We start from the raw sequence: 22011 nt of genomic DNA on the forward strand, positions 1-22011 counted from the left end.
GACGCCGAAAAAGAATTGGGTCCTGAAGTCGGTAGGACGACTCAGGACCCGCGTATTTACATGAAAGGCAAATACCATGAGAACATATACCCATAGCGAGACCGACCGCAACCAACATCGCGCAGTGACCGTGCCGCGCGAAACCATCGCTCACCTCATTGACGACCTCGTCGGCTTGCTTCTGATCGAAGAAGCGGAAGACGAAAAGGAGGCGTTCAATGACTGACCCTTCCAACGTCCAGCCGCATGAAGTGGCATCCGTTTGCTATCGAGATCTAGCGGGCCAGGAATGGCGCTACAGGGGAAAACGCGCCCGTGTGATGGCTATGCTGGTCCGTGAGCCCAGTTTGACCCAGTGGGACATTTTGCCGTGGCATACACGGCTGGGAGGCACCATTCACTCGCTGCGCGAAGATGGGCTCAATATCAGCACCGAATTGGAGGGCCGCTATCGCCATGCGCGCTATCGCCTCCACACCGAGGGCTCGCTGATAATACAGCGGAAAAACACCGACAGCTAAGAAGACGCGGGGCGGCGGTTCAGGCCGTTTGCCCCGCCCTTTATCTGACAACTTGAAACTTGGACGCGCGAGCCAAACCCTGCCTGCTAAGACAGGCGAAAAATGGCGCTTGCGCGCGAGGTGGCATGCGCATTGCAATTATATGGTTTAGGGCCTGACCCCAACAGGAAGCCTCCCGATCTATCCGAAACTGCGCAGATACGCGCGCACGCGAGAGCAGCAACATCACAGCAAATAGTTTCGCGACCAATACGCGCGCACGCGCACGCGCGAGGCTGGGGCGGCGCTCGCAACCGTGCCGATCGAACGAGCTTTTATCTATCGGAGAGTCAGGCTCGTATGTTGCTGGCGGCGCATGAGATGGCGCTACGGCTTGGGTTAGAACCGAATGTGCATTGGACGGTACATTACGAATGCGCGGGCATTCCGGATGAGGAAGGAACGGCGTTTGTTGGGCGCATATTGGCAGACGCCAGAAACTACGCCCGACGGCGTGGTCTGCCATTCGCGGCCTACTGGGTGCGCGAGAATGGGCAAGGCAAAGGCGCTCACATCCATATCGCAATGCACTGGCCCAGGGGCTTGTCCTTGCGCGGGCTGACCAGTCGATGGATCAAGAATGCGGGCGGAACGTGCATGAAAGGGACCAGCGTGGTTCGGCGCATCGGTGGGTTAGCCCACTATCAAAGGGGCAAGTGGTTTGACGCCAATGCTCATGAGCTGACGCTTTACATGCTGAAGGGTGTTGCGGACGCCTTGGGCGAGGAGCTTGGCTTACGCCCATCGAGACGCGGAAAGGGCGGGAACATTGTTGGCAAACGCGCTGGGCGGACCCAGAACCTGTGCTGAGTTGGCTGCTCGCAAACTTCTTAGTTTAGGTCGTTGCCAGCCGGTACGCTTTCATGCCCCTTTTGCTGGGAGAAAAGGGAGGTCAAAGGGGTAGATCAACCTCCCTTCCCTCGCGTCGCTGCGAATTCCCAACATAAGCAGATATTCGTTCACTGTGAACGTCTGCGTTGGGGTGGACAGCTGCCACCAGCTTCAGTTTTGAATCAGGCGGATAAGTGATCCATCGGGGTCAACCATATAGGCTATTGTGAGTCCGCTGTCCTCACGCTGTGGTGGATGAAGGCGAGGCCATCCCCAGCACTGCTCGGGCAATCCGGCCTCTTTACACGCCTTATACATTGCGTCCATATCGTCCAAACGGAGGCAGCAACTGAAATTGCTCTCGGCAGCTTTCAGATCTGGATATGGGAAGAACTCTAAGGCGATTCCGCCTCGATTGAGAATCATCCAGCCCTCGTCTCTCCAGCTTTCTTCAAACCCTAAGCTTAAGTAAAAGCGTGAAGTGGCTTCAAAACTGGTTGATGGCAGGTTTGGCGTTGCGTGGTCCATATGGCACTCCCTGACGGATTTTATGCAGCGCGCTGCTCAGGACCGCAATCGGGTCGTTAGCGGCTGGTCGGTTTGAGGTGGGAAGCATACCCTATGAGACCAGACGTGGTCCTCTAGCGAGCAACGGTGTCCAGACTTGAGCTAGCGTTGCATTCGACCGAACGGCGGCGGCCTCAATCGTCTTCTCCAATGCAGCGATCAACGAGCGGCCATTCACGCTACCGACTAATCGGCCTTGCTGCGTAAACTCCCATGCCCATCCTGCACTCTTGTCAGGCTTCCGGGCGTCTACGAAGACCCAGCGGTCGCTCCAGACGTATAAGCGTAGGATCTGATCCGCCGCTGTCATTTCTATTTCGATCTTCTCATGTTCTTCGCCATCCGTTCGCTCACGAATTTTCTCGACCGAGATGTCGCGGGCATGGTACCGAATAGCCTTCCTTCTCCTTGCCAGAGCCGCAAGGGTTTCGACCAAAAAAGCGCTCTTCGGTGGAGATGATAGTGGGTCGGAGAAGGGTGGCATGTCCTCAGATCGCATCTGGTCTTGGCGTCCGCAATGGGGTCGCTAGCAGTCGTTCCGCTTCGCCTCAGTTATTAGCGGAACAGTACGCGCGCGGGCGCGCGCGAGGGAGGGGTGGTCCAATCGATAGGACTATCATTCTGTAAACCGCAACCGGCCCGCAACGAAAACGCTAACGCAGAAATTTTCCGTTGTTCCAGTTGGATCTGCGCTACGAGCGACGCAGCGTGCTTGGCTACGGAGGGCGTCACAGAATCTCCGCGCTACCTGCTAGGTAAAATCAATAGCTGGATTTTTTTCCTCGCCCCGCTATCGCAGCCCTAGTCGTAGAAAGTAGTTTAGTTGTGCGTATTCTTTTTTTTCACGCTCTCCTTCTGCTGACGTTCTTGGTGGCCTTGAGGCGTGGCGACAGGACCGAAAATATAGCGGCATTGGTTTGCGCAGGAGGCGTGCTCCTGACGACTTTTTGGCGCATTTGGCTCGACTTTTCGTGGAGTGGACTCGATCACTCTACTTTTGTCATCGACGCGCTGATGCTCGCCTTTTTCGTTTACATTGCACTTCGAACCGACCGATTTTGGCCGCTTTGGTCAGCCGGTTTGATGCTGGTCCTGACGATGGGCCATCTCATCCTGTTTCTCGGATGGCCTCTAACTCCACAGCTATATGCAATCACCGGCGCCTTTTGGAGTTACCCGGTCTTAGTCACAGTGTTGATTGGCGCGTGGCGGACACCGCGATACAAGAGACGTTTGGCTGAACAGGCCTAACTTCGCCGGTGCCTAGGCGGCAACTTTCGATAGCGGGGAACGGTTCGATCGATGGCTTGGTTTGCGCCAGTCTACAGTCAGCTGTCGCTTCCCTTAATGCTCCTGAGTAAGTGCTCAAAGACAGCTGGGTGGATGGGAGTTCTGAATTCGACACCCACGTGAAATTTATCTGCCCAACATACTGCAGCGCGTAACGGCTCGAGATTGGGAAGGCGCACCCAAATTTCGTCATGCACATTCACTGGAGAAAGCAACTCTAGACGGCATCCGAGTCTGGTCACGTCCACTAATTTGGCTTTCGTTTCGCGAAGGCCAGCTCCTCGTGCCTTGATAATACACGCTACTGATTCACGTGGCTCTTTGCGAAATTGTTCGGCCATTGTGTCAAGTCCCTGGCAGCCTGACTCTGGCTGGCTTAGGCGGGACGTTGCACTGAAGAACGATAGATGTTTCCGCAGTTTTCAAAAGACGCCCTTGTTCATCGGCCACATTCACATGGAAATTTAGCTTCTGCTGCATATCTGGCCGTTTTCCAGCAGTCGTAGCTAGTTCATCGATAGTCGCATCCCATCTGACGTCGAAAGTCTCTGTCACGGATTGGGAGCCCGCCTCGCCAAAGAGCAGGTCCTTGGGTGGCGTGAGAAATTTGGGGCCTCGCATAAGCACTTTGAATTTCGTGCGGTGCCGGGCTTCGATTGTTGCGTACAACCTAACCTTGTCGGGACAGGATTGGCGGCCGATTGTTTCGCTTCCCATGGCGGCGGCACGCAAGGCGACCTTTGAAACAGCATTTGAAGGCTTCCCGACAGGGGTGGGAGCCCCAAGCGGCTCGCAAATGATTGTCACCCCAAGAGGAGTGCTATCTACAAATCGTTTCGTCTCAGTCGAATTTCGACCAGACGCTAATCGATGTTTGCGAACCCGCCAAATCTGCTCGACGATAGCATTATACGCAGCCCAGTTATAAAATTCGCCTCCATCGCGTTGGAAGGATCGAAGTTCCTCCCCGCTGAGCCGAGCTAATTTGTCGTTGCATAACGATATTGGGGACACCGTCTTTGAAGGAATATCTTTATCGCGCATGTCGCGATAGTCAGTTTCAACCTCGAAGACCTGTGGGTGCCTATTAATTGAAAATAAGCCGACCGGGTATCCATTAATGTGGAAGGTGGCGGGAGATTGTGAGACGGGATAATTCGGAATACCCGGCTGCCAAACACGTAACCAAAAGCGCAACGTGTCATTTTCAACGGTATCGTACTGACCTCCGAGCTTACCGCTTACGCGTATTTCGGTTTTACCGGCTGGCCCTCCCGGAAGCGCCGGATTATCTACCGGAGCAGCTTGTTCGATCTTTACGCGGTGCTCGTGGTGGTTATCTAGAGAGGCAGCTGCCAATAAAGCGCTTACCGGGATGAAACTGAACCAAAGCATGAGCAACCCCCTGTCTCGATGATGCCAGACAGTGCTCATACATACTACATTATGCTATCGTAGACGAATCCCCTGACCGCGCGGGAGGCATAACATGACGTGGTATAAAATGTGGGATAAGAGATAAGTCAGTTTATGATTTGTTAGCGTATTCAACGGCTTAACCATTTATAATACAGACACCCGCTCCGCCATTGAAAAAGGCCGCTCCATCGGGGCGGCCTTTTCGATGCCGATGGGGAGTGTGGACGAACTCACCGGGTCCGAAACGAAGCGATGCGAAGGAGACCGAGCAAGCGAGGTCAATTCCGCCCGCGGCCCACTGGCACTACACCGCGGGGCAATACTGGCGCAGGAATTGATCGTGGGTAGGCATTTGCGCGACGAGATATTTGATCGAGTCCTCGATACCCTTCACTTCCTTGTCGAGTTCGCTGCCGCCAAGGCCTGCCGCCATCGGATTGTAGCCGCTCGGCGTGACGCCCTGCCCCAGCATTACCGCGACCCAGCTGGTCGAGGTAAAGAGCTCGTCGTCTTCGCGGAAGATCTGGCCGTTGAGGCGGAATAGGTCCATTTTCTCCTGTAGCGAATCCGGGATGCTCATCGTCCGGCAGTAGTTCCAGAACTCCGAATCATCTCGCTTTGTGGCGTGATAATGGAGGATCAGGAAGTCGCGGATGCGCTCATATTCCTTGGTCGTCAGCCGGTTGAAGGCCTGTTCCTGCTGCGGGGTGATGCCGTCCAGCGACAGCAAGGCGATCAGCTTGTTGATGCCGGTATTGATCAGATGGATCGAGGTGGATTCGAGCGGCTCCATGAAGCCCGCGGCAAGCCCCAGCGCGACGACATTTTTGTTCCAGAATTTCTTGCGCCGCCCGGTCACGAAACGCAGATGGTTGGGGTCGGCCTGCACCTCGCCATCGACATTGGCGAGCAGGATGTCGGTCGCCTCGTCGGCTTCCATGAAGCTGGAGCAGTAGACATGGCCGTTGCCGTTGCGTTTCTGCAGCGGGACGCGCCATTGCCACCCCGCCTTGTGTGCAGTCGCGCGGGTATAAGGTAGCACCGTTCCATCGCCTGCGCTGGGCAAGGCCACCGCTCGATCGCATGGCAGCCAGTGCGTCCATTCCTCGTAACCGCTTTCCAGCGCTTGCTCGATCAGCAAGCCGCGAAAGCCCGAGCAATCGACGAACAGGTCGCCGGCAATCTCGTCGCCGCTTTCGAGCTGCACCGAGCGGACGAAACCGCTTTCCCCGTGGAGGTGTACATCGGCGATGCGCCCTTCCTGGCGCTTGACGCCGCGGCCTTCGGCGAACTTGCGCAGATATTGCGCATAAGCCCCGGCATCGAGGTGGTAGGCATAGTTGATCGGCGGCAGGTCTTCGCGCTGGTTCGCATCGGTCTTGGCGAACTTGCGGTTCATCGCCGCCATCGTTTCGGGGCTGAAGGCGTGGAGCGGGCGCTCGTCTCCCGCCATACGCCGCTTGATCCACAGATGGTGGAAATCGAAACCGTCGATTTCGTAGCCATAGTTGCCGAACGGGTGGAAATAGCTGGCGCCCTGGTTTTCCCAGTTCACGAAATGGATGCCCAGTTTGAAGGTGCCCTGCACGGCCGCAAGCAGTTCGCGTTCGTCGAGCCCGAGCAAGCGATTGAAATCGACGAATGGTGGGATGGTCGCTTCGCCGACGCCCACGGTCCCGATCGCTTCGGATTCGACGACGGTGATCGACACGGAGGTCGAACTTGTCAGCCTCGACAAGGCGGCGGCGGTCATCCAGCCGGCCGTCCCCCCACCCACGATGATGATCTTCCTGATGCCCATTGCGTCCGAATCCGCCTCGCTGAATTTATCGCCCCAAGGAATGGCATGGCGGCGGTCGTGTGACAATGCGGCAACAGGCCCACCCCGCAACATCCTTGGAATGCCAGCTACTACGCAGTTTTCCGCCAAATGTGAACGTTCAACCTTTGTCTTGTGAACGCTCACAATTTTTCCTATCACTGATCTGTAAAGAAGCGCGAAGTGCGCTCGGATATCAAGCATCAGGGGAGGGAAGTTTGACCCGTAAAACCGATCAGTGGACAATGTTTAGGAACGCGCAGGTGCGCGCACTCGGCACGGCATCGAGCCTGGCCATGTGCATGGCGCTTGCGCAGCCGGCCTACGCGCAGGATGCCGAAGAAGGCACCGAGGCGCCGGTAGAGGAAGAAGATGACACGATCGTCATCACCGGCTTCCTGCAGAGCCTTGAAACCGCAGCCGAGATCAAACGCGAAAGCGATACCTTCGTCGACGTTATCACGGCTGAAGACATTGGCGCGCTTCCCGACCGGTCGGTCGCCGAGTCGCTGCAGCGTGTCCCAGGCGTGAACATCAGCCGCTTCGAGCAGGCTGCCGACCCCGACCGTTTTTCGGTCGAGGGCTCGGGCGTCATCATTCGCGGCCTCCCCTTCGTCCGTTCGGAACTCAATGGCCGTGACATCTTCTCGGCCAATGGCGGGCGCGTCCTGTCGTTCAACGACGTGTCCTCCGAACTGCTCGGCCGCGTCGAGGTCTTCAAGAACACCACCGCCGACATGATCGACGGCGGCATCTCGGGCACCGTCAACCTCGTCACGCGCAAGCCGCTCGACAATAAGGGGCTCAAGGTCGCCGGCACGATCGAAGCCAACTATGGCGACCTTGCCAAAGAGTGGCAGCCCGGTTTCTCGGTGCTTGTTGCGAACACCTGGGATGTGGGCGGCGCCGATATCGGTGCGCAGCTGGCCTACGCGCAATCGTCGCTGACGACCCGCACGGACGCCAGCCAGCTGACCGATCCTTGCTATCGTGCCAGCACGCTCGATGGTCCTTGCCAGCGCGTCGTCAATGTCGGCTCGGGTGGCTATTTCGGCGATCCCAATTTCGACGAAAGCAACTTCCCGCCGTCAGGCAGTGTCGTGGTGCCCAAGGGTGCCGGCGTTCGTACGACCACGCTCGAGCGCGACCGCAATGCCTTCTCGGCAGTACTGCAGGTCGAGCCCAAGGACGGAACGGCGCTGCTGACGCTCGAATATCTGCGCGCGGAAACCGACGCGACGCTGGATGAATTCGCGGCGCTGGCGCTGGTCAACGATGACGGCCTCTTCCCGGTCGTTGCGGCCGGCACGACGCCGATCTTCGACGGCAATGTCGTCCAGCAGATCACGCTGACACAGTTCCAGCCATTCAATGGCAACGCGGCCGGCGGCATCCCGACCGAGTTCCTGCGCTTCCAGCGCGAGGACGAGGCGATGACCGAAGACATGTCGATCGAACTGGAAGTCTATCCGACCGATCGCTTCACGCTGAACTTCGAAGGCCAGTACATCAATTCGGATCGCACCGAAGAGGGCCTCATCGCGGTGATGCAGACCTACACCGACGTGTTCCTCGACAATTCGACCGACACGCCGCAGGTGCAGTTCCTGCAGCCGGGCACGGCAGGTTCGCCGGCCGGCTATTTTACTGATCCCGATCTCAGCTTCTTCTGGTTCCTTCTGGACAACCAGGTGAAGAACGAGGGCGAGCTCTATTCGCTCAAGGGCGATGCCGACTATGAAATCAGCGAGGATGGCTGGCTTCGCAATGCGCGCTTCGGTGCACGCTGGGCCGACCGCAATCGCGTCACGCGCAACGCCAACTTCTCCAATTGGGGCAACCTGGGTGCGCCGTGGACGGGTCGTGGCGGCAACTGGAACTGCGGCGACTTCCAGGCCTTTGGCTGTGGCGGTGCCTATGTGAAGGACTTCCCGACGACGGCGAACGTCTACAACCCGTTCGGCGACAACTTCCAGCGTGGCAATGCCCCCACGCCGTATGGCGATGGTTCGGCATTCTATTATGGCGGTGACAATCTCGTCGAAGAATATCTCAGCGGCCTGACCGAAAGCCAGGCAGCCGAGATCACGGCCTTCACGCTGACGCCCAATGCCTGGGGTCCGATCTACAACCGCACCGGCATCGTGCCGGGCGGCGTGTGGTTGCCGGGTGAGATTTCGGACGTCGATGAACGGACGCTGGCCGCTTACGGCCGCCTCGACTTCGGCCAGGAATTCTCCAACGGTTGGGAGTTTACCGGTAATATCGGTGTGCGCTGGGTCGAGACGACCATCGCTTCGGAAGGGGAGATCAACTATCCCTTCGGCGACTTCTTCGACACCGACATGAACGGCACCGTGACGGTCGCGGAAATCAACGCGGCATGCGCCAATATCCAGCCGGGCCAGCAGGCCCCGGGCTATTGTTCGCTCAGCGATGCGCGCAAGGCGGTCTTCGCGTCGGTCTTCACCGGCACGACGATCGACGACAGCGACGACATCGTGTTCGACAACTGGCTGCCGAGCTTCAACGCCAAGCTGGATATCGGCAACGGTATCCTGTTCCGCGCGGCGGTTTCGAAGGGTATCTTCCGACCGGATCTTGCGGACTTCCGCACCGGCGGCGCCATCTTCGACAATACGCGCGACCTTGAAGTCGCGGGTGCGCTCGAAACCGGTCCACTGTTCCAGATCTTCACCGGCAACCGCTTGCTGCGCCCGGTCGAAGCCTGGAACTATGACCTGTCGGCAGAATGGTACTGGGCGGACGTGGGCTCGCTCACGGTCTCGCTGTTCCAGAAGGACTTCGACAATCTGTTCGGCTTCGGTCCGTCGATCCGCACCTTCATCGCCGATGACGGCACGCCGTTCGACGTCGAGGTCAATGGTCCGGTCAACTTCGGCCAGGCCAAGCTTCGCGGTGTCGAAGTGGCTTACCAGCAGCAGTACGACTTCCTGCCGGGGCCGCTGTCGGGACTGGGGACGCAGCTGACTTATACCTATGTCGACTCCAACGACTTCTCGTCGTCGGGCGACGTGTTCGGCGACCTCCCGCAGCCGGGTGTGTCGGAGCATACGGTCAACGCCGTCCTGTTCTACGAATATGGCGGTATCTCGGCGCGCGCCGCGTATAACTGGCGGTCGGAATATCTCCAGACGCCGCGCGATGTGATCTTCCCGTTCTCGCCGATCTACGGCGACGCCACGGGGCAGCTCGATGCGTCGATATTTTATTCGATTACCGACAACATCAAGATCGGCGCGCAGGGCGTAAACCTGCTCGACGAGGTGACCGGTACCAATTCGCTGGTCGACTTCGACGACACGCGGATCCGGCGTTCGGCGTTCCGCAACGACCGTCGCTTCACCTTCCTGGTGCGCTTCGACTTCTAGTCGACCCGCGAACCAAATGAGAGGGGCCTCCGTTCGCGGGGGCCCCTTTCCTTTTGTGTTACCGGATCGTGCGAATGGCGCCCACGGATAGCGCGGCAATCAGCGCGCCGCCGGCAGCAAAGGCCAAGAGGAGCCGCAGCGTATCGCCGCCTGGCTGCACGCTCGCGAGAAACAGCGCCAGACCCGGAGCGATGATCGCAGGGAGCGTGTTGGTCAGGTTCATCAGGCCGAGGAAAGTGGCGCGCCGCGGATGCCCGGCAACCAGTTGCGCCACCAGCGCGCTGTCGACCGACAGGAAAGCGGTCAGCGCGATCGTGAAGAGCGAATAGGCGGCCAGGATAACACGCCAGTCACTGCCCCATGCAAGCAGGCCGAAGGCGAGCGCCGCGAGCAGGGCTGAGAAGATGAGCGGATGCTTGCGCGAACCCTTATGATCGCTCCACCGCCCCGCGAGGATCCCGGCGGCCAGCGAGAAGATAGTGGCAAGCAGGCTGAGCAGCGCGACGCCGCCCGACGCATTGTCGGCGGTAAAGCCTGCCGCGTTGCGCGCGACTGAATCGACGTAAAGATAGAGGTAGGACAGGATGACGGCCGCGCCCGACTGTATACAAAGTCGCGCAATCCAGGCGAAAGCGAAGTCGCGTCGTGACAGCGCCGCCTCCACCACCGCTTCGACAGGCTTGGCGAGCAGTTCCAGACCGCGCGGCCAGGCGATGATCAGCGGGATGACGGTCGCGGCAATCAGCAGCGCAACGAAGCCGAAGGACCATGCGGCATCACTCGCGCTAAATTCGCCGAGTCCGGTGATCACGAGTCCCGATAATGGCAGCCCCATGTTGAGCCAGCCCGCGATCCAACCCTTGCGCCTGTCGGGGATATGGTCGGCGAGTAGCGCGCCCAATGGCGCGAACATGATGTTGAGGCTCAGCTGGAAAAGGATGACGGCGAGAAAAAGCGCGCCGGGCGTGTATGCTCCGGCGAAATAAGCGTAGGCGCCCAGCAGGAAGGCGAGGCCGATCGCAATCGGCCCGCGACGGTTGCCAAAACGCGCGAGCCATCGATCCGAAAGGGCCCCGAAAACGATATTCGCGATACTCGCGGTCAGCCCGCCCACCAGCAGCAACTGGCTTAGCAAGATGATCGGCTGGTCGGGCGCGATAGCCTCGACTCGCCGCGGCAACAGCAGGACGAGAAGCGGCATGAAGGCAACGTGCGCGCCGAAATTGGCGGTGATGTACAGCGGGCCGAAGCGGCCTGTCACCGCGGCGCCGGCCCCGTCGTCTGGCGGACCCGAAGCTCGAAGGGTAGCACGTAGTTGCCCTCCACCTCGGTCTTGCCGGTCGCCTCGATCAGCACTTCGCACGCCCGCCCGATCATCGCGGCGGTCGGTTGGCGGATAGCCGTCAGCGGCGGTACCGAGAAGCGTGCCCCTGGCGTGTCTTCGAAACTGATCAGCGAAACCTGATCTGGCACCTTGTAGCCAAGCGCGTCCGCAACGTTGAGCACGGCGAACGCCATTTCATCGTTTTCGGCGACAAATGCGGTCGGCGCGCCATCGCCGCCCAGCAGTGACCGCGCAAAATCGGCTGCCTTGTCGAACGAGAAATCGCATTCCCCGATAATGGGTTCGAGACCCGCCTCGTTCATGGCCTCGGCGAAGCCCTCGCGGCGGTTCACACTGCCTTGATAGGTACTGTTACCGGCGAGGAACGCGATGCGCTCATGACCGTAATCGCGGAGGTGATCGACACAGGCGCGGGCGGCCGCAGCGTCGTCAAAATGCACCGACAGCGACGGAATGTCGGGGTTGGGGAGTGCGATTCGCGCGAAGGGACGGCCGCGCTCGCGCAGCATCTGCGCAAGCTTGGCATTTTCGCTATGCGGCTGGGTCAGGATGATACCATCCGGTTGGAGGCTGGTGAGGATCCGCCCGACCTGGCGCACCGCCTCGTCATGCTGGGTGTCCACCAGCTCGAACAGCATATGGTAGCCATGCTCTTCGCAGGCGAGCATGCCCCCGTGTAGCATCTGGTCGACCCAGTCGTTGCCGCGCCCCGCCGTCCAGTTCTCGATCGTGCGGGCCCGGTCGTTGATCGCCATGATGAGAAAGGAGCGCGCGCCTCCCATGCGGCGCGCTGCCAGGTTGGGCACGTAGCCCAGCTCGGCGATCGCGGTCTCGATGCGTTCGCGCACCGCGGGTTTGACGCCCGGCTTGCGGTTGATGACGCGCGATACGGTCTGGCGCGACACCCCTGCGGCGCGCGCCACATCCTCGATCGTAATGGTCATCGGCTTGTTCATGCTACCCCGACCCAAGCTCTCTCAAACTTCGGATCATTATGCCAGTTTTTTCACAATTGTGAACGTTCACTTTTTTGGCTATGCAGGACTTTCAGGCGTTGACCCAGCGGGCCGTCCGTACCCGCCATGTCATCCGGCAGGGGGGTTTGCCGCCGCCTGAACTTGGCAAGTCGCATGTGACCCTTCGTGTGCGGCTTAAACGGGGGAATGGCCGGAGTCGGCGCTGCCGGCTTCGGCCAATATCCCCAAAACCGAATCAAAGAGGCGCACCCGATCCAGCGCCCGCAACTTGGAGAGCGATTGTGAAGCGTTGGGTTCCCAGCATCTTGGCCATCAGTGTGGCCGCTTGTGGCGCCAACACGGTGCCGGTCGAGCAGGCATCGGACAGCGTCGCAACCGCCCCCGCCATGAGCGATGAAGAGCGTATCGCTGACATGGTTTCGCGCATGAGCCTGGAACGGAAGATCGCCCAGCTCATCCAGCCGCAAATCAACAGTTTCACCGCCAAGGACATGGAGCGCTATCGGTTCGGTAGCTACCTCAATGGCGGCAATGGCGGCCCCTATGGCGATGAATTTGCGCCCGGACCCGAATGGCTCAAGCTCGCCGATGAAATGTGGGACGCTTCGACCCGGCCGCTGCCGGGCAACGAGCCCGTCATCCCGGTCATGTGGGGCACCGATGCAGTGCACGGCCACACCAATGTCATCGGCGCTACGATCTTCCCGCACAATATCGGCCTTGGCGCGACGGGCGATGCCGATCTCGTGCGTCGTATCGGGGCGGCGACTGCGACCGAAATCGAAGTCACCGGTATCGACTGGAATTTCTCGCCCACGGTGGCAGTCGCCCGCGACGATCGCTGGGGCCGCACCTATGAAAGCTATTCGGAAGACCCGGCCATTGTCGCAAAGATGGGCGCCGCGTTGGTCGAAGGGCTCCAGGGCAAGAATGGCGCCGACGACTATCTGGGCCAGGGCCGCGTCATCGCGACGGCCAAGCACTTCTTCGGCGACGGCGGCACCGACCAAGGTGTCGACCAGGGCGACGTGAATGGCGATCTGACCGAGCTCGCCAAGATCCACATCACGCCCTACCCCGCCGCAATCGAAGCGGGCGTTGAAACCATCATGGCCAGCTTCAATTCAATCAATGGCAAGAAAATGCACGGCAACAAGGCGTTGCTGACCGACGTGCTGCGCGGCGAACTGGGCTTTGACGGCCTCGTCGTTGGCGACTGGAACGGTCATGGGCAGGTCGCCGGCTGCACCGTAACCGATTGCGCCCAGTCGCTACTGGCCGGGCTCGACATCTACATGGTGCCCGATGACTGGAAGGGGCTGATGGACACGCTGATCGCGCAGGTTGGCGACGGCACCATTACGATGGAACGCGTCGATGAAGCCGTGACGCGCGTGCTCCGCGTGAAAATGCGCGCCGGATTGCTCGATGATGATGCGCTCAAGCCGTCGGCGCGGCCCAATGCGGGCGAGTTCGACAAGCTCGGCTACGCCCCGCACCGTGCGGTGGCGCGTGAAGCCGTCGCCAAGAGCCAGGTGCTGTTGAAGAATAACGGCGTGCTCCCGATCAAGGCGGGCGCCAGCATTCTCGTCGCGGGCTCGGCCGCTGACAGCATCGCGCAGGCTGCGGGCGGTTGGACGCTGACATGGCAGGGTGGTCTTGAACTGGGCAACGACATGTTCCCGGGCGCAACCTCCATCTGGTCTGGAATCGAGCAGGCTGCGGCCGCCAGCGGCGGCAGCGCCGCGCTGTCGATCGACGGCAGCTATGACGACAAGCCCGATGTGGCGATCGTCGTCTTCGGGGAAGAGCCCTATGCGGAGTTTGCCGGCGACCGGAAAAACGCCATCCTCGCCGACACCGAAGGGCTCGAGCTACTACGCAATTTTGAAGCCGAGGACGTTCCGGCGATCGCCATATTCCTGAGCGGTCGGCCGATGTGGATGAACCGCGAGATCAACGCGTCCGACGCCTTTATCGCGTCGTGGTTGCCCGGCAGCGAAGGCGCGGGTGTTGCCGACATTCTTTACGGTTCGCGCGAATCAACGGGACGCCTGTCGTTCAGCTGGCCCGCCAATTGCGGCGGCGCCCCGGTCAACGGACCCGATGGCGCGCTGTTCAATGTCGGATATGGTAACAGCCAGGGCATGCCGACCTCGCTCGGCACGTTGAGCGAGGAGTGCGGCCTGCTGGACGCAACCCCCGTAGCCGACTGGTTCGTCAATGGCCGCCTGTCCGACGGCATCACCGCAAGCGCGGGTGGGCGCACCCTGCCCAATCTTCGCGGCGAAGCGGTCGGCATTGTGGCGCGCGGCATCGACCGCAACCGCCAGGAAGACGCGCGCGAAATCATCTTCGCGCCCGATGCGCGCATCACCCTGTCCTCCGACACGATGGGCGGCGGCGCCTATCGCATCGAATATTCGCTCGATGCGCAGCCGGCTGGACCGGTCCTCATGATGGTCGGCAACAACGAATTCGATATCATGCGCCAGCTGCAACTGGGCGCTGGCAAGGGCTGGCGCGAAATGATCATTACCGATGCGTGCGCGCCGGGGCTGGGCGATTCGATCATGATCCGTTCGGTCGCACCGATGTCGATCAAGGTATCGAGCATTACCCGCCAGGACCTCCCCGAAGGGACCGAGTGCTCGTTCTGATAGGCTAGTCGCGGGGGACCATGGAAGGCGCGCTGGAGCGACCCGGATGGTGTGGCATCGGAGCTTGCGGGGCTCTCAGAAACCGCTACCGAAACCGCAGTTCATCCCGCTTCATCGCGGCCTTCCATGGCCGCGACGCCATAGTGGGGGATCTCGCTTGGATTGGCGAGTGGGCGGTCGGTGACTGGCTGTCGGGCTTCGGCGAACGACACATCAGCGCCTTCAGGCGGCTGACCCCTTATGTGTAAGTCGCTGTAAGGTCTGCTTTTTATAGGATTTGCTCACGCGGATACGCGTGTCGTCGTCGAGAACCAGCACGACCGCGCCAAATTTCTCGCGTTCGATCGCCCGGACGGACGATAGATTGACGATACTCGAACGGTGGACCCGCAGGAACTGGTCGGGATCGAGCCGGTCGTCGAGCGAGGTAATCGTATCGTCGGCCAGGTGCTTGGCTGTACCGGTCTGCACGCTGACATAGTCCCCCGCCGCCCTGAAACAGCGCACGTCCTTGACCGGGACGCGCACCACCGAACCGCGGCTGTTGATCCACAAATCCTGGTCATACGGGCTTTGCAAATCGTCGGCGCGCGCTTGGTCCAGCCGGGCCACGACATCGCGCAATTGCTCGACCCGAGCCTCGGCCTTCAATGTTCGCCGCCGATCGCGCGCCCGGTCGATGGCTTTGCAAAGGCGCGTTTCATCGACTGGTTTGAGCACATAATCGAGAGCGCCTTCGTTGAATGCGTCGACGGCATAATTGTCGAACGCGGTGACGAAGATCACCGCCGGCGGATCTTCGACTTCCAAAGCCTTCAAGAGCTCGAACCCGTTCATGCCGGGCATCATGACGTCGAGCAGCAACAGATCGGGCTTGAGCGCAGCAATCGCTTCCAGCGCCTGTTCGCCATCATCGGCCGTACCGACGAGGTCGATATCGTCGAGCTTGTTGAGCGCGATCACCAGCCGCCGCTGCGCCAGCGGTTCGTCATCCGCGATTAGGGTGCGCAGCGTCATGTCGGCATCGCCTGTCGGGGCAGGGTCAATTCGACGCGGTAACCACCGGCGCTCAACGGACCTGCATCGAAGTCGAAATCGTCACCGTAGCGCGCCTGCAGCCGTTCGCGGACATTGCGCAGCCCGGTGCCGGTCCCGGCAGAAGGCTTGATCCCGATGTCACCGTCATCGGTGACCGCAAGACGGAAACGGTTCCCCATATCCTTGGCTTCTATCCGCACCGTCACCGGGCCCGTCGAGCGCGCAACTGCGTACTTCACTGCATTTTCGACGAGGGGTTGGAGAATGAAGCTCGGCACCCGTTCACCGGCCAACACCGGATCGATATCGGTCTCGACATGGATGCGCTCGCCAAAGCGCGAGCGTTCGATATCGAGGTAGACGAGTTGCTGCGCAACCTCTTCCTCGAGCGGGATATCCTCGAGCGGATCCGCCGACAGTCCACCGCGCAGAAAATCCGACAAGCGGCGCAGCATCGATTCGGCTTCCTCACCGCGTTCGTCGAGCACCAGCGTGGATACGCTGTTGAGCGTGTTGAACAGGAAGTGCGGATTGACCTGGTAGCGCAGCGCCTGGATTTCCGCGCGCTGTGCCTTGGCCTGCGCCTGCGCGCGCCCCAACTGCTCGCGCCGCACCCTGACCGAGTAGAGCAAAGCGAGAATCAGCGCCGCCCAGGCCAGCTGCAGGTGCAGCCAGTAGGCGACCGTCATGTAGACTTCGGGCCCCTTGGTGACTTCGGCAAAGGCAAGATCGAAGGCCCAGCGATTGGCCAGACTGTGGATCGTCCCCACCGCGATTACCATCGCAAAAAGCATCAGCGCGATTTGCCAGAACGGGCGTTCGAGGCAGCGTTCGATCACGAGGTACACCAGCGCGCCGATGGCAATGGCGCTGCTGGCCCAGACCAGCCGCATGACCTGGAGCAGCGCCCAGCTGAACTCGGCATCGTCAGCGCTGCCGACAAATTGCAGTCGCAGCTCCAGATAGATAATCTCGCCCAGCCACAGCAGCACGCTGAGGGTCAATGCCCAGCGGCGTAGTTGGCGGCGCTCGTCGCGCGAAAGGTCCATCATGCGGCAATCCCCTTGCCGCCCATGACCGCCGGGAGACGCACCAATATGGTCAGCCGGTCCTCAGCGCGATCGACGTCGATCGAGGCGCGATCGCCGAAGCGTTCCGCCAGCCGTTCGCCGACAATGCGCGAGGCGCGCCGTTCAAGATTGGGCATCGGCTGCGCGTGACGCTCAACCAGCTTGAGACGCAAGACCTGGTCGACGACCTCGGCGGAAAGATCGAGATGAGTTTCACCTGCCACCGGGGCGACACCCAGCTGGATTGCATCCTCAAGCAAGGGCTGGAGCAGGAAGGGCGGGACCAGCGCGTCCTCATATTCGGCGGGCAGGTCCACATTGACACGGAGGCGATCGGGAAAGCGGGTTTGCTCTATCCCAAGATATTGTCGCAGCTGCTCGAATTCGGCGTAGAGCGTATGATCGGCATAAGGATCGGCCTTCAGGCTGGCACGCAGGAAAGCGGAGAACCTTCCGATCAGCCCCTCGGCTGCCTCGCCCCTTCGTTCGAGGATCAGCGTGCCGATCGAATTGAGCGTGTTGAACAAGAAATGCGGATTGAGCCGGTAGCGCACCGCGCGCATCTGCGCATCATGGGCGCCGCGGCGTGCGGTACCCGTGGCGCGCCGCTCGCGCCGGATGCGCTCGGAATAAAGCAGCGCGACGATCACCGCGCTCCACGCCAGGAAAAAATGGAACCACCAGGCCGACATCAGGGCAAGGAACCCGGTCTCCACATCGGTATAGCCATCGGCGATGGCGAACCGCGCGCCGATATACATGCGCAGCCAACCAAATAGCAGCGAGAGGACGGCGACAATTGCGGCTAGCTGCCAGAAACGCCGGTTCTGGAAATATTCGAAAATGGCGTAGAGCGCGGCGCAGCAACCGATGCTGGCCAGGTTGGAGCGGATGAAGAAGAACCATTCGAACTTGTAGGCATATTGTTCGAACAAGGCGGCGCGGCCCCACCAGATCGCTTCCTCGAAGGCGAGAAAGAAAAAGGTAATGACGATCGCGGCGCGGCGCAGGTGCCAGCGGTCTCCCGCCTTGTAGGGTGCTGCAGAAATCATCCTATCTTCGTATTCCCTGTAGCATAATCCTACCGGCCGAAAGTTGCGGAAAAAGGTTTACCAGACTTGGCCGGGCAACAACTTCAATACGCCGAAAGGCAGGCTTTTGCCGATGGTTCGCTCTCAACGGGTCATTTCAGGTCGAAACGAATTCTGTCGCAGACGATCCGGGCAGCATTGAAATGCTGCATTGCGCTGCCGTCCGGCGTCGTCGATAAATCGCTATGGACGAGTGCTTTGTGATCGTTCACAAACATGAGCAGCAGTTGACGATATCCAATCCGTCGGGGGGAGTTTTCTATGGCAATCGCGCCCGAAGTAAGCAGCAGCACCGATCCGCGTCCCGCGATCGACGAGGGGCAGGGGGTGAATGCACCTGGCCTGCAATATTTTGTCTTTGGCTTGTTCTTCATCTTCGGCGGCATCACCAGCCTGAACGATGTCATCATTCCCAAGCTGAAAGAGCTGTTCACGCTCAACTATACGCAGGCCATGCTGGTGCAGTTCTGCTTCTTCGCCGCCTACCTGCTGATCGGCATTCCGGGCGCCAAGCTGGTCAAGAAGATCGGCTATATGCGCGGTGCGGTGGCCGGGCTGTGCCTGATGATTTTGGGCTGCCTGATCTTCATCCCGGCGTCGCAAACCGCGACATATGCGCTATTCCTCGGCGCTTTGTTCATTCTGGCTTCGGGCGTGGTGATCGTGCAGGTCGTGGCCAATCCGCTGATTTCGCTGCTTGGCCCGCCACAAACGGCGCATAGCCGCCTTACCTTTGCGCAGGCGTTCAACTCGCTCGGCACCACGGTTTTCCCGATTGTAGGCGCGGCGGTGATCCTCGGCAGCCTTGCCGATACCAGCGCGGCCGAACTCACCGGCCAGGCGCTCACCGAATATCGCCAGGCCGAGAGCAAGGCCATCTGGCAGGGCTATCTGGGTCTCGCCGTGCTGATCGGCATCGTGGCTACAGCAGTGTGGTCCTTCCGCAACCGCCTACCGCACGATGCCGCAAGTATGGGCGGCAGCGAACTGGTTTCTAACAACCGCTACGTCATCGGACTGGCGTTAGCGATTACAGGCGCCGGGTTGGCGATCTACGTGAATGGCCTGCTCGGCGTGCTGGTCATTCTGGCAGCCCCTGTCGTTTGGCTCCGCGACAATGAACTGCTGAGGCGACGTCGCTTCAGCTTTGGTGCGCTATGCATCTTTCTTTATGTGGGAGCAGAAGTGGCGATCGGATCGATCATCATTAACTACCTTCTCTTGGAAGGTGTCATGGCCAACGGTGGCCCATTGACTGCATCTCTCAATGGCTTTGTGACGGCGGTTTTGAATTTCTTCGGCAGTGATAAAGTCATCGAACCCAATGCTGTTGAATGGATGATCGGCCTTTATTGGGGCGGCGCCATGATCGGTCGTTTCATCGGTTCAGCGTTAATGCGTGTGGTCAGCCCAGGCAAATTGCTCGCCTTCAATGCGTTGGGTGCCATTACGCTCATAGCCATCTCGGCCAATAGCGCTGGCGAACTTGCAGGTTACACTCTGCTCGCCTGCGGCCTGATGAACTCGATCATGTTCCCGACCATCTTCAGCCTCGCCTGCGAAAAGCTGGGTGCGCGCGCTGCCGACGGTTCGGGCATCATCAACGTCGCCATCTTCGGCGGCGCGGTGGTCCCGCTGCTCTACGGCGTGCTCGCGGATGCGACGGGCAGCCTCGCCATGGCACTGACGTTGCCGGCGATCTGTTACGCGATCATCGCGGGCTTCGGCTTTTACGCACGGCGCCCCGCCTAGGGCACCGCCCGCAGGCAGCTTTTTGCCGTTTCAGGTGTTGGGGCTTCATGTTTGCGCGTGAAGCCCCTTTGCCATGTCGACCCACGACGTGACGCCACCTTCGCGGGTGTGGCTACTCTTCAATGAAGGCTCGCGCTCGACCGATGATGCGGCGCTATCGCGCATCATCGAGACGATCGACGATCTGGGATGGACGCTGGTCGGGCGCATCCGCTTTCCTGATGAGGACTTGCCGCCGCAAGCCGAGCTGGAAGCGCAGTCGGTCGATACGCTGGTGGCGCTGGGCGGCGATGGCACCATTGCGTGCGCCGCAGCCCACTATGACGATTGGAACGGGCGCATCCTGCCGTTGGCCGGCGGTACGATGAACCTCGTTCCCAAAATTCTCCATCCTGACATCGACCACGAGACGGTCTTGCGCGCCGTTGCTGAAAAGCCGCGCACCCGGACCCTGCCCTTTATCGCGTGCCAGGGGCATGCCAGCTATGCCCGCCTTATCGCGGGACCGGTCGCCGGTTTTGTGCATGTCCGCGAAAACGTGCGCAGCGCCGATCTTCGCCGCGCGTGGCGCGCGCTTCGCTTCGCGTGGCGGCTAACGTGGCGGCGGTCGATCCGTATCCGCAACGCCGAGGGCCGCTATCGCGCGGTCTTTGCCAAACCGATGAGCGACACCGGAATGGAGATCGATGCCATCCGCTCGCGCGGCTGGGGCACAAGCGTCCGGATGGCCTGGGCGTGGCTGCGCGGCCTCTTCACCGACTTGCGCCTGCCGGTTGAGCGCACCGACGAAGAACTCGTTCTCCTATCCGATCATCCGATTCGCGCCCTGTTCGACGGCGAGGAGCGCTTGCTCGATTCGCCCGCGCATTTTTCCGTCGAGACGACGCACATCACCTTCTTCACCACGGAGGCCCCATGACCTGCCTGCTGCACATTTCCGATTTGCATTTCGGCGCGGAAGACCGCGAAGCGCTCGATTGGTTCGCATTGCAGGCAGAACTGCATGAACCTGACAGCATCGTCGTCACCGGCGATGTGACGCAGCGGGCGCTTCCCCACCAGTTCGAAGCCGCCGCCGAATATCTCGACGCCCTCCCCGCACCGGTGACGATCAAATATGGCAACCACGACCTGCCCTATTTCAACCTGATCGAACGTTTCCTCACGCCCTACAAGCGGATGGAAAAGCTCAAAGACAAGGTCGAGCGGCACATCGATCTCGACAATTGCGTCATCGTTCCCTTGAAGACCACGGCACGCGCGCAGTGGCGCTTCAACTGGTCACACGGCAATGTCAACGACGACAGCCTCGACAAGACGCTGCGTCGCCTGCGCCTGGCCCCCGAAAACAAGCGCAAGCTGGTGGCCTGCCACCATCCGCTGATCGACACCGAGGAATATAACCTGAAAGGATCGACGCGCGGCGGTCGCGAGGCGCTTCACGCGATTGCCGAGGCGGGCGCCGAAGCGGTGCTCAGCGGCCACGTCCACACTCCGTTCGACCTTGTGGTCGACGCGGGCGGCCGCCCGATCCGGCTGATCGGTGCAGGCACCTTGTCGGACCGATTGCGCGGGCATCGCCCAAGCTACAACGAGATCAAGGTGGCTCCTGACACCATCGAGGTCGTGCATCACATACACGACTGATCTGGCGAGCGGCGTGCGCTCGCGCTAAAGCGGCGCCATGATCGACATTACCGCTAATCTGGCTTCAGACCTCATTACGCGCACCTCCGAAACCGCGCGGGTGCAGCAGATGGTGCAGCTCAGTCTTGCACCAGTCTTCCTGCTCGCCGCCATCGGCGCGGTGCTCAACGTCATGAACGTGCGGCTGATCTGGATCGTCGACCGGGTCAATGCGATCGAATCCGGCACCGCCGAGGATCGCGCCGAAGAAGAGTTGGCCGCGCTGCGCCGCCGCCAGAAATTCGCGTCGCTGGCGATCAATTTCTCCTCTGTCGCAGCGCTCATCATTTGCCTGGTTATCGCCTTGATGTTTATCAGCGCCTTCATCCGTCCCGCGATCGGCACCTTGGTCGCGATTTGCTGGGTCGGCGCGATGGTGCTGGTGATCGGCTCGCTTATTTTCTTCATGCGCGAAACGCAGATCGCCACCGCTTCGGCCAAGGAACGCCGCGCCTTGTCGCGCGCGATCGAAAGTCAGCTTGAGGAGCGAGAGGGCTAGCGGGGCGCACCCCCT

At 60.4% G+C, this 22011-nt stretch carries 17 protein-coding genes; 9 read left to right on the forward strand and 8 right to left on the reverse strand.

Features of this window, described 5'->3' with window-relative positions:
* The first annotated feature begins 76 nt into the window (after positions 1-76).
* Positions 77-226 (forward strand): hypothetical protein, encoded by a 150-nt coding sequence (locus NUX07_RS00330; RefSeq protein ID WP_265528026.1) that lies wholly within the window; start codon positions 77-79, stop codon positions 224-226.
* Positions 219-521, forward strand: a complete 303-nt coding sequence (locus NUX07_RS00335) for a hypothetical protein (RefSeq protein WP_265528027.1) — start codon at positions 219-221, stop codon at positions 519-521. Before NUX07_RS00330 ends, NUX07_RS00335 begins: the two co-directional genes overlap by 8 nt.
* 1041 nt (positions 522-1562) lie before the next feature.
* Here the strand turns inward: NUX07_RS00335 and NUX07_RS00340 are convergent.
* Positions 1563-1919 carry a bleomycin resistance protein gene (locus tag NUX07_RS00340; protein ID WP_265528028.1) on the reverse strand — a complete coding sequence of 119 codons (357 nt, stop codon included), beginning with the start codon at positions 1917-1919 and terminating at the stop codon, positions 1563-1565.
* Between the two features lie 864 nt (positions 1920-2783).
* Here NUX07_RS00340 and NUX07_RS00345 point away from each other — a divergent pair.
* The gene (locus NUX07_RS00345; protein ID WP_265528029.1) at positions 2784-3209 is read left to right on the forward strand and encodes a hypothetical protein; all 426 of its coding nucleotides are present in this window, start codon (positions 2784-2786) and stop codon (positions 3207-3209) included.
* 384 nt (positions 3210-3593) lie between these two features.
* Here the strand turns inward: NUX07_RS00345 and NUX07_RS00350 are convergent, their stop codons facing one another.
* On the reverse strand, positions 3594-4643 hold the full coding sequence (locus NUX07_RS00350; RefSeq protein ID WP_265528030.1) for a hypothetical protein: 1050 nt from the start codon (positions 4641-4643) through the stop codon (positions 3594-3596).
* A gap of 328 nt (positions 4644-4971) precedes the next feature.
* Complete coding sequence (locus tag NUX07_RS00355; protein ID WP_322597168.1) at positions 4972-6561, reverse strand: tryptophan halogenase family protein; 1590 nt, start codon at positions 6559-6561, stop codon at positions 4972-4974.
* 143 nt (positions 6562-6704) lie between these two features.
* On the opposite strand from NUX07_RS00355, the gene NUX07_RS00360 reads away from it, so the two are divergent.
* Positions 6705-9878, forward strand: coding sequence for a TonB-dependent receptor (locus tag NUX07_RS00360; RefSeq protein ID WP_322597169.1), 3174 nt, complete (start codon positions 6705-6707; stop codon positions 9876-9878).
* 58 nt (positions 9879-9936) lie between these two features.
* On the opposite strand, the gene NUX07_RS00365 is transcribed toward NUX07_RS00360, so the two are convergent.
* Positions 9937-11139 carry an MFS transporter gene (locus NUX07_RS00365; RefSeq protein WP_265528031.1) on the reverse strand — a complete coding sequence of 401 codons (1203 nt, stop codon included), beginning with the start codon at positions 11137-11139 and terminating at the stop codon, positions 9937-9939.
* Positions 11136-12167 carry a LacI family DNA-binding transcriptional regulator gene (locus NUX07_RS00370; RefSeq protein WP_265528032.1) on the reverse strand — a complete coding sequence of 344 codons (1032 nt, stop codon included), beginning with the start codon at positions 12165-12167 and terminating at the stop codon, positions 11136-11138. Before NUX07_RS00370 ends, NUX07_RS00365 begins: the two co-directional genes overlap by 4 nt.
* Before the next feature lie 338 nt (positions 12168-12505).
* Here NUX07_RS00370 and NUX07_RS00375 point away from each other — a divergent pair, with 338 nt between their 5' ends.
* Positions 12506-14860: a glycoside hydrolase family 3 protein gene (locus NUX07_RS00375; protein WP_265528033.1), complete on the forward strand. Its 2355-nt coding sequence runs from the start codon at positions 12506-12508 to the stop codon at positions 14858-14860.
* A gap of 222 nt (positions 14861-15082) precedes the next feature.
* Here NUX07_RS00375 and NUX07_RS00380 read toward each other — a convergent pair whose 3' ends face one another.
* From NUX07_RS00380 to NUX07_RS00390, 3 genes are read right to left on the reverse strand one after another with little or no spacing between them, the layout of a single operon-like run.
* Complete coding sequence (locus tag NUX07_RS00380) at positions 15083-15877, reverse strand: LytR/AlgR family response regulator transcription factor (protein ID WP_265528034.1); 795 nt, start codon at positions 15875-15877, stop codon at positions 15083-15085.
* Positions 15874-16950, reverse strand: a complete 1077-nt coding sequence (locus tag NUX07_RS00385; protein ID WP_265528035.1) for a sensor histidine kinase — start codon at positions 16948-16950, stop codon at positions 15874-15876. The genes NUX07_RS00380 and NUX07_RS00385 overlap by 4 nt, the downstream gene beginning before the upstream one ends.
* On the reverse strand, positions 16947-18020 hold the full coding sequence (locus NUX07_RS00390) for a sensor histidine kinase (RefSeq protein WP_265528036.1): 1074 nt from the start codon (positions 18018-18020) through the stop codon (positions 16947-16949). Before NUX07_RS00390 ends, NUX07_RS00385 begins: the two co-directional genes overlap by 4 nt.
* A gap of 300 nt (positions 18021-18320) precedes the next feature.
* Here NUX07_RS00390 and NUX07_RS00395 point away from each other — a divergent pair, with 300 nt between their 5' ends.
* The 4 genes from NUX07_RS00395 to NUX07_RS00410 all read left to right on the forward strand — a co-directional run bounded on the left by NUX07_RS00395 (position 18321) and on the right by NUX07_RS00410 (position 21996).
* Positions 18321-19811 carry a sugar MFS transporter gene (locus NUX07_RS00395; protein ID WP_265528037.1) on the forward strand — a complete coding sequence of 497 codons (1491 nt, stop codon included), beginning with the start codon at positions 18321-18323 and terminating at the stop codon, positions 19809-19811.
* Between the two features lie 73 nt (positions 19812-19884).
* The gene (locus NUX07_RS00400; RefSeq protein ID WP_265528038.1) at positions 19885-20730 is read left to right on the forward strand and encodes a diacylglycerol/lipid kinase family protein; all 846 of its coding nucleotides are present in this window, start codon (positions 19885-19887) and stop codon (positions 20728-20730) included.
* Positions 20727-21458, forward strand: coding sequence for a metallophosphoesterase family protein (locus tag NUX07_RS00405; protein ID WP_265528039.1), 732 nt, complete (start codon positions 20727-20729; stop codon positions 21456-21458). Before NUX07_RS00400 ends, NUX07_RS00405 begins: the two co-directional genes overlap by 4 nt.
* 37 nt (positions 21459-21495) lie before the next feature.
* A complete protein-coding gene (locus NUX07_RS00410; RefSeq protein WP_265528040.1) occupies positions 21496-21996 on the forward strand; it encodes a DUF2721 domain-containing protein in 501 nt (166 codons plus the stop codon).
* The last annotated feature ends 15 nt before the right edge of the window (positions 21997-22011 follow it).

The sequence above is a fragment of the Sphingomicrobium marinum genome (assembly GCF_026157105.1).
GTDB classification, from domain to species: Bacteria; Pseudomonadota; Alphaproteobacteria; order Sphingomonadales; family Sphingomonadaceae; genus Sphingomicrobium; species Sphingomicrobium marinum.

Excerpts from the sequence above, each read along its gene's own strand:
- NUX07_RS00330 (WP_265528026.1), top strand. The coding sequence starts at position 77 with ATGAGAACATATACCCATAGCGAGACCGACCGCAACCAACATCGCGCA.
- NUX07_RS00335 (WP_265528027.1), top strand. The coding sequence starts at position 219 with ATGACTGACCCTTCCAACGTCCAGCCGCATGAAGTGGCATCCGTTTGC.
- NUX07_RS00340 (WP_265528028.1), bottom strand. The coding sequence starts at position 1,919 with ATGGACCACGCAACGCCAAACCTGCCATCAACCAGTTTTGAAGCCACT.
- NUX07_RS00350 (WP_265528030.1), bottom strand. The coding sequence starts at position 4,643 with ATGCTTTGGTTCAGTTTCATCCCGGTAAGCGCTTTATTGGCAGCTGCC.
- NUX07_RS00355 (WP_322597168.1), bottom strand. The coding sequence starts at position 6,561 with ATGTTGCGGGGTGGGCCTGTTGCCGCATTGTCACACGACCGCCGCCAT.
- NUX07_RS00370 (WP_265528032.1), bottom strand. The coding sequence starts at position 12,167 with ATGACCATTACGATCGAGGATGTGGCGCGCGCCGCAGGGGTGTCGCGC.
- NUX07_RS00380 (WP_265528034.1), bottom strand. The coding sequence starts at position 15,877 with ATGACGCTGCGCACCCTAATCGCGGATGACGAACCGCTGGCGCAGCGG.
- NUX07_RS00385 (WP_265528035.1), bottom strand. The coding sequence starts at position 16,950 with ATGATGGACCTTTCGCGCGACGAGCGCCGCCAACTACGCCGCTGGGCA.
- NUX07_RS00390 (WP_265528036.1), bottom strand. The coding sequence starts at position 18,020 with ATGATTTCTGCAGCACCCTACAAGGCGGGAGACCGCTGGCACCTGCGC.
- NUX07_RS00395 (WP_265528037.1), top strand. The coding sequence starts at position 18,321 with ATGGCAATCGCGCCCGAAGTAAGCAGCAGCACCGATCCGCGTCCCGCG.
- NUX07_RS00400 (WP_265528038.1), top strand. The coding sequence starts at position 19,885 with ATGTCGACCCACGACGTGACGCCACCTTCGCGGGTGTGGCTACTCTTC.
- NUX07_RS00405 (WP_265528039.1), top strand. The coding sequence starts at position 20,727 with ATGACCTGCCTGCTGCACATTTCCGATTTGCATTTCGGCGCGGAAGAC.
- NUX07_RS00410 (WP_265528040.1), top strand. The coding sequence starts at position 21,496 with ATGATCGACATTACCGCTAATCTGGCTTCAGACCTCATTACGCGCACC.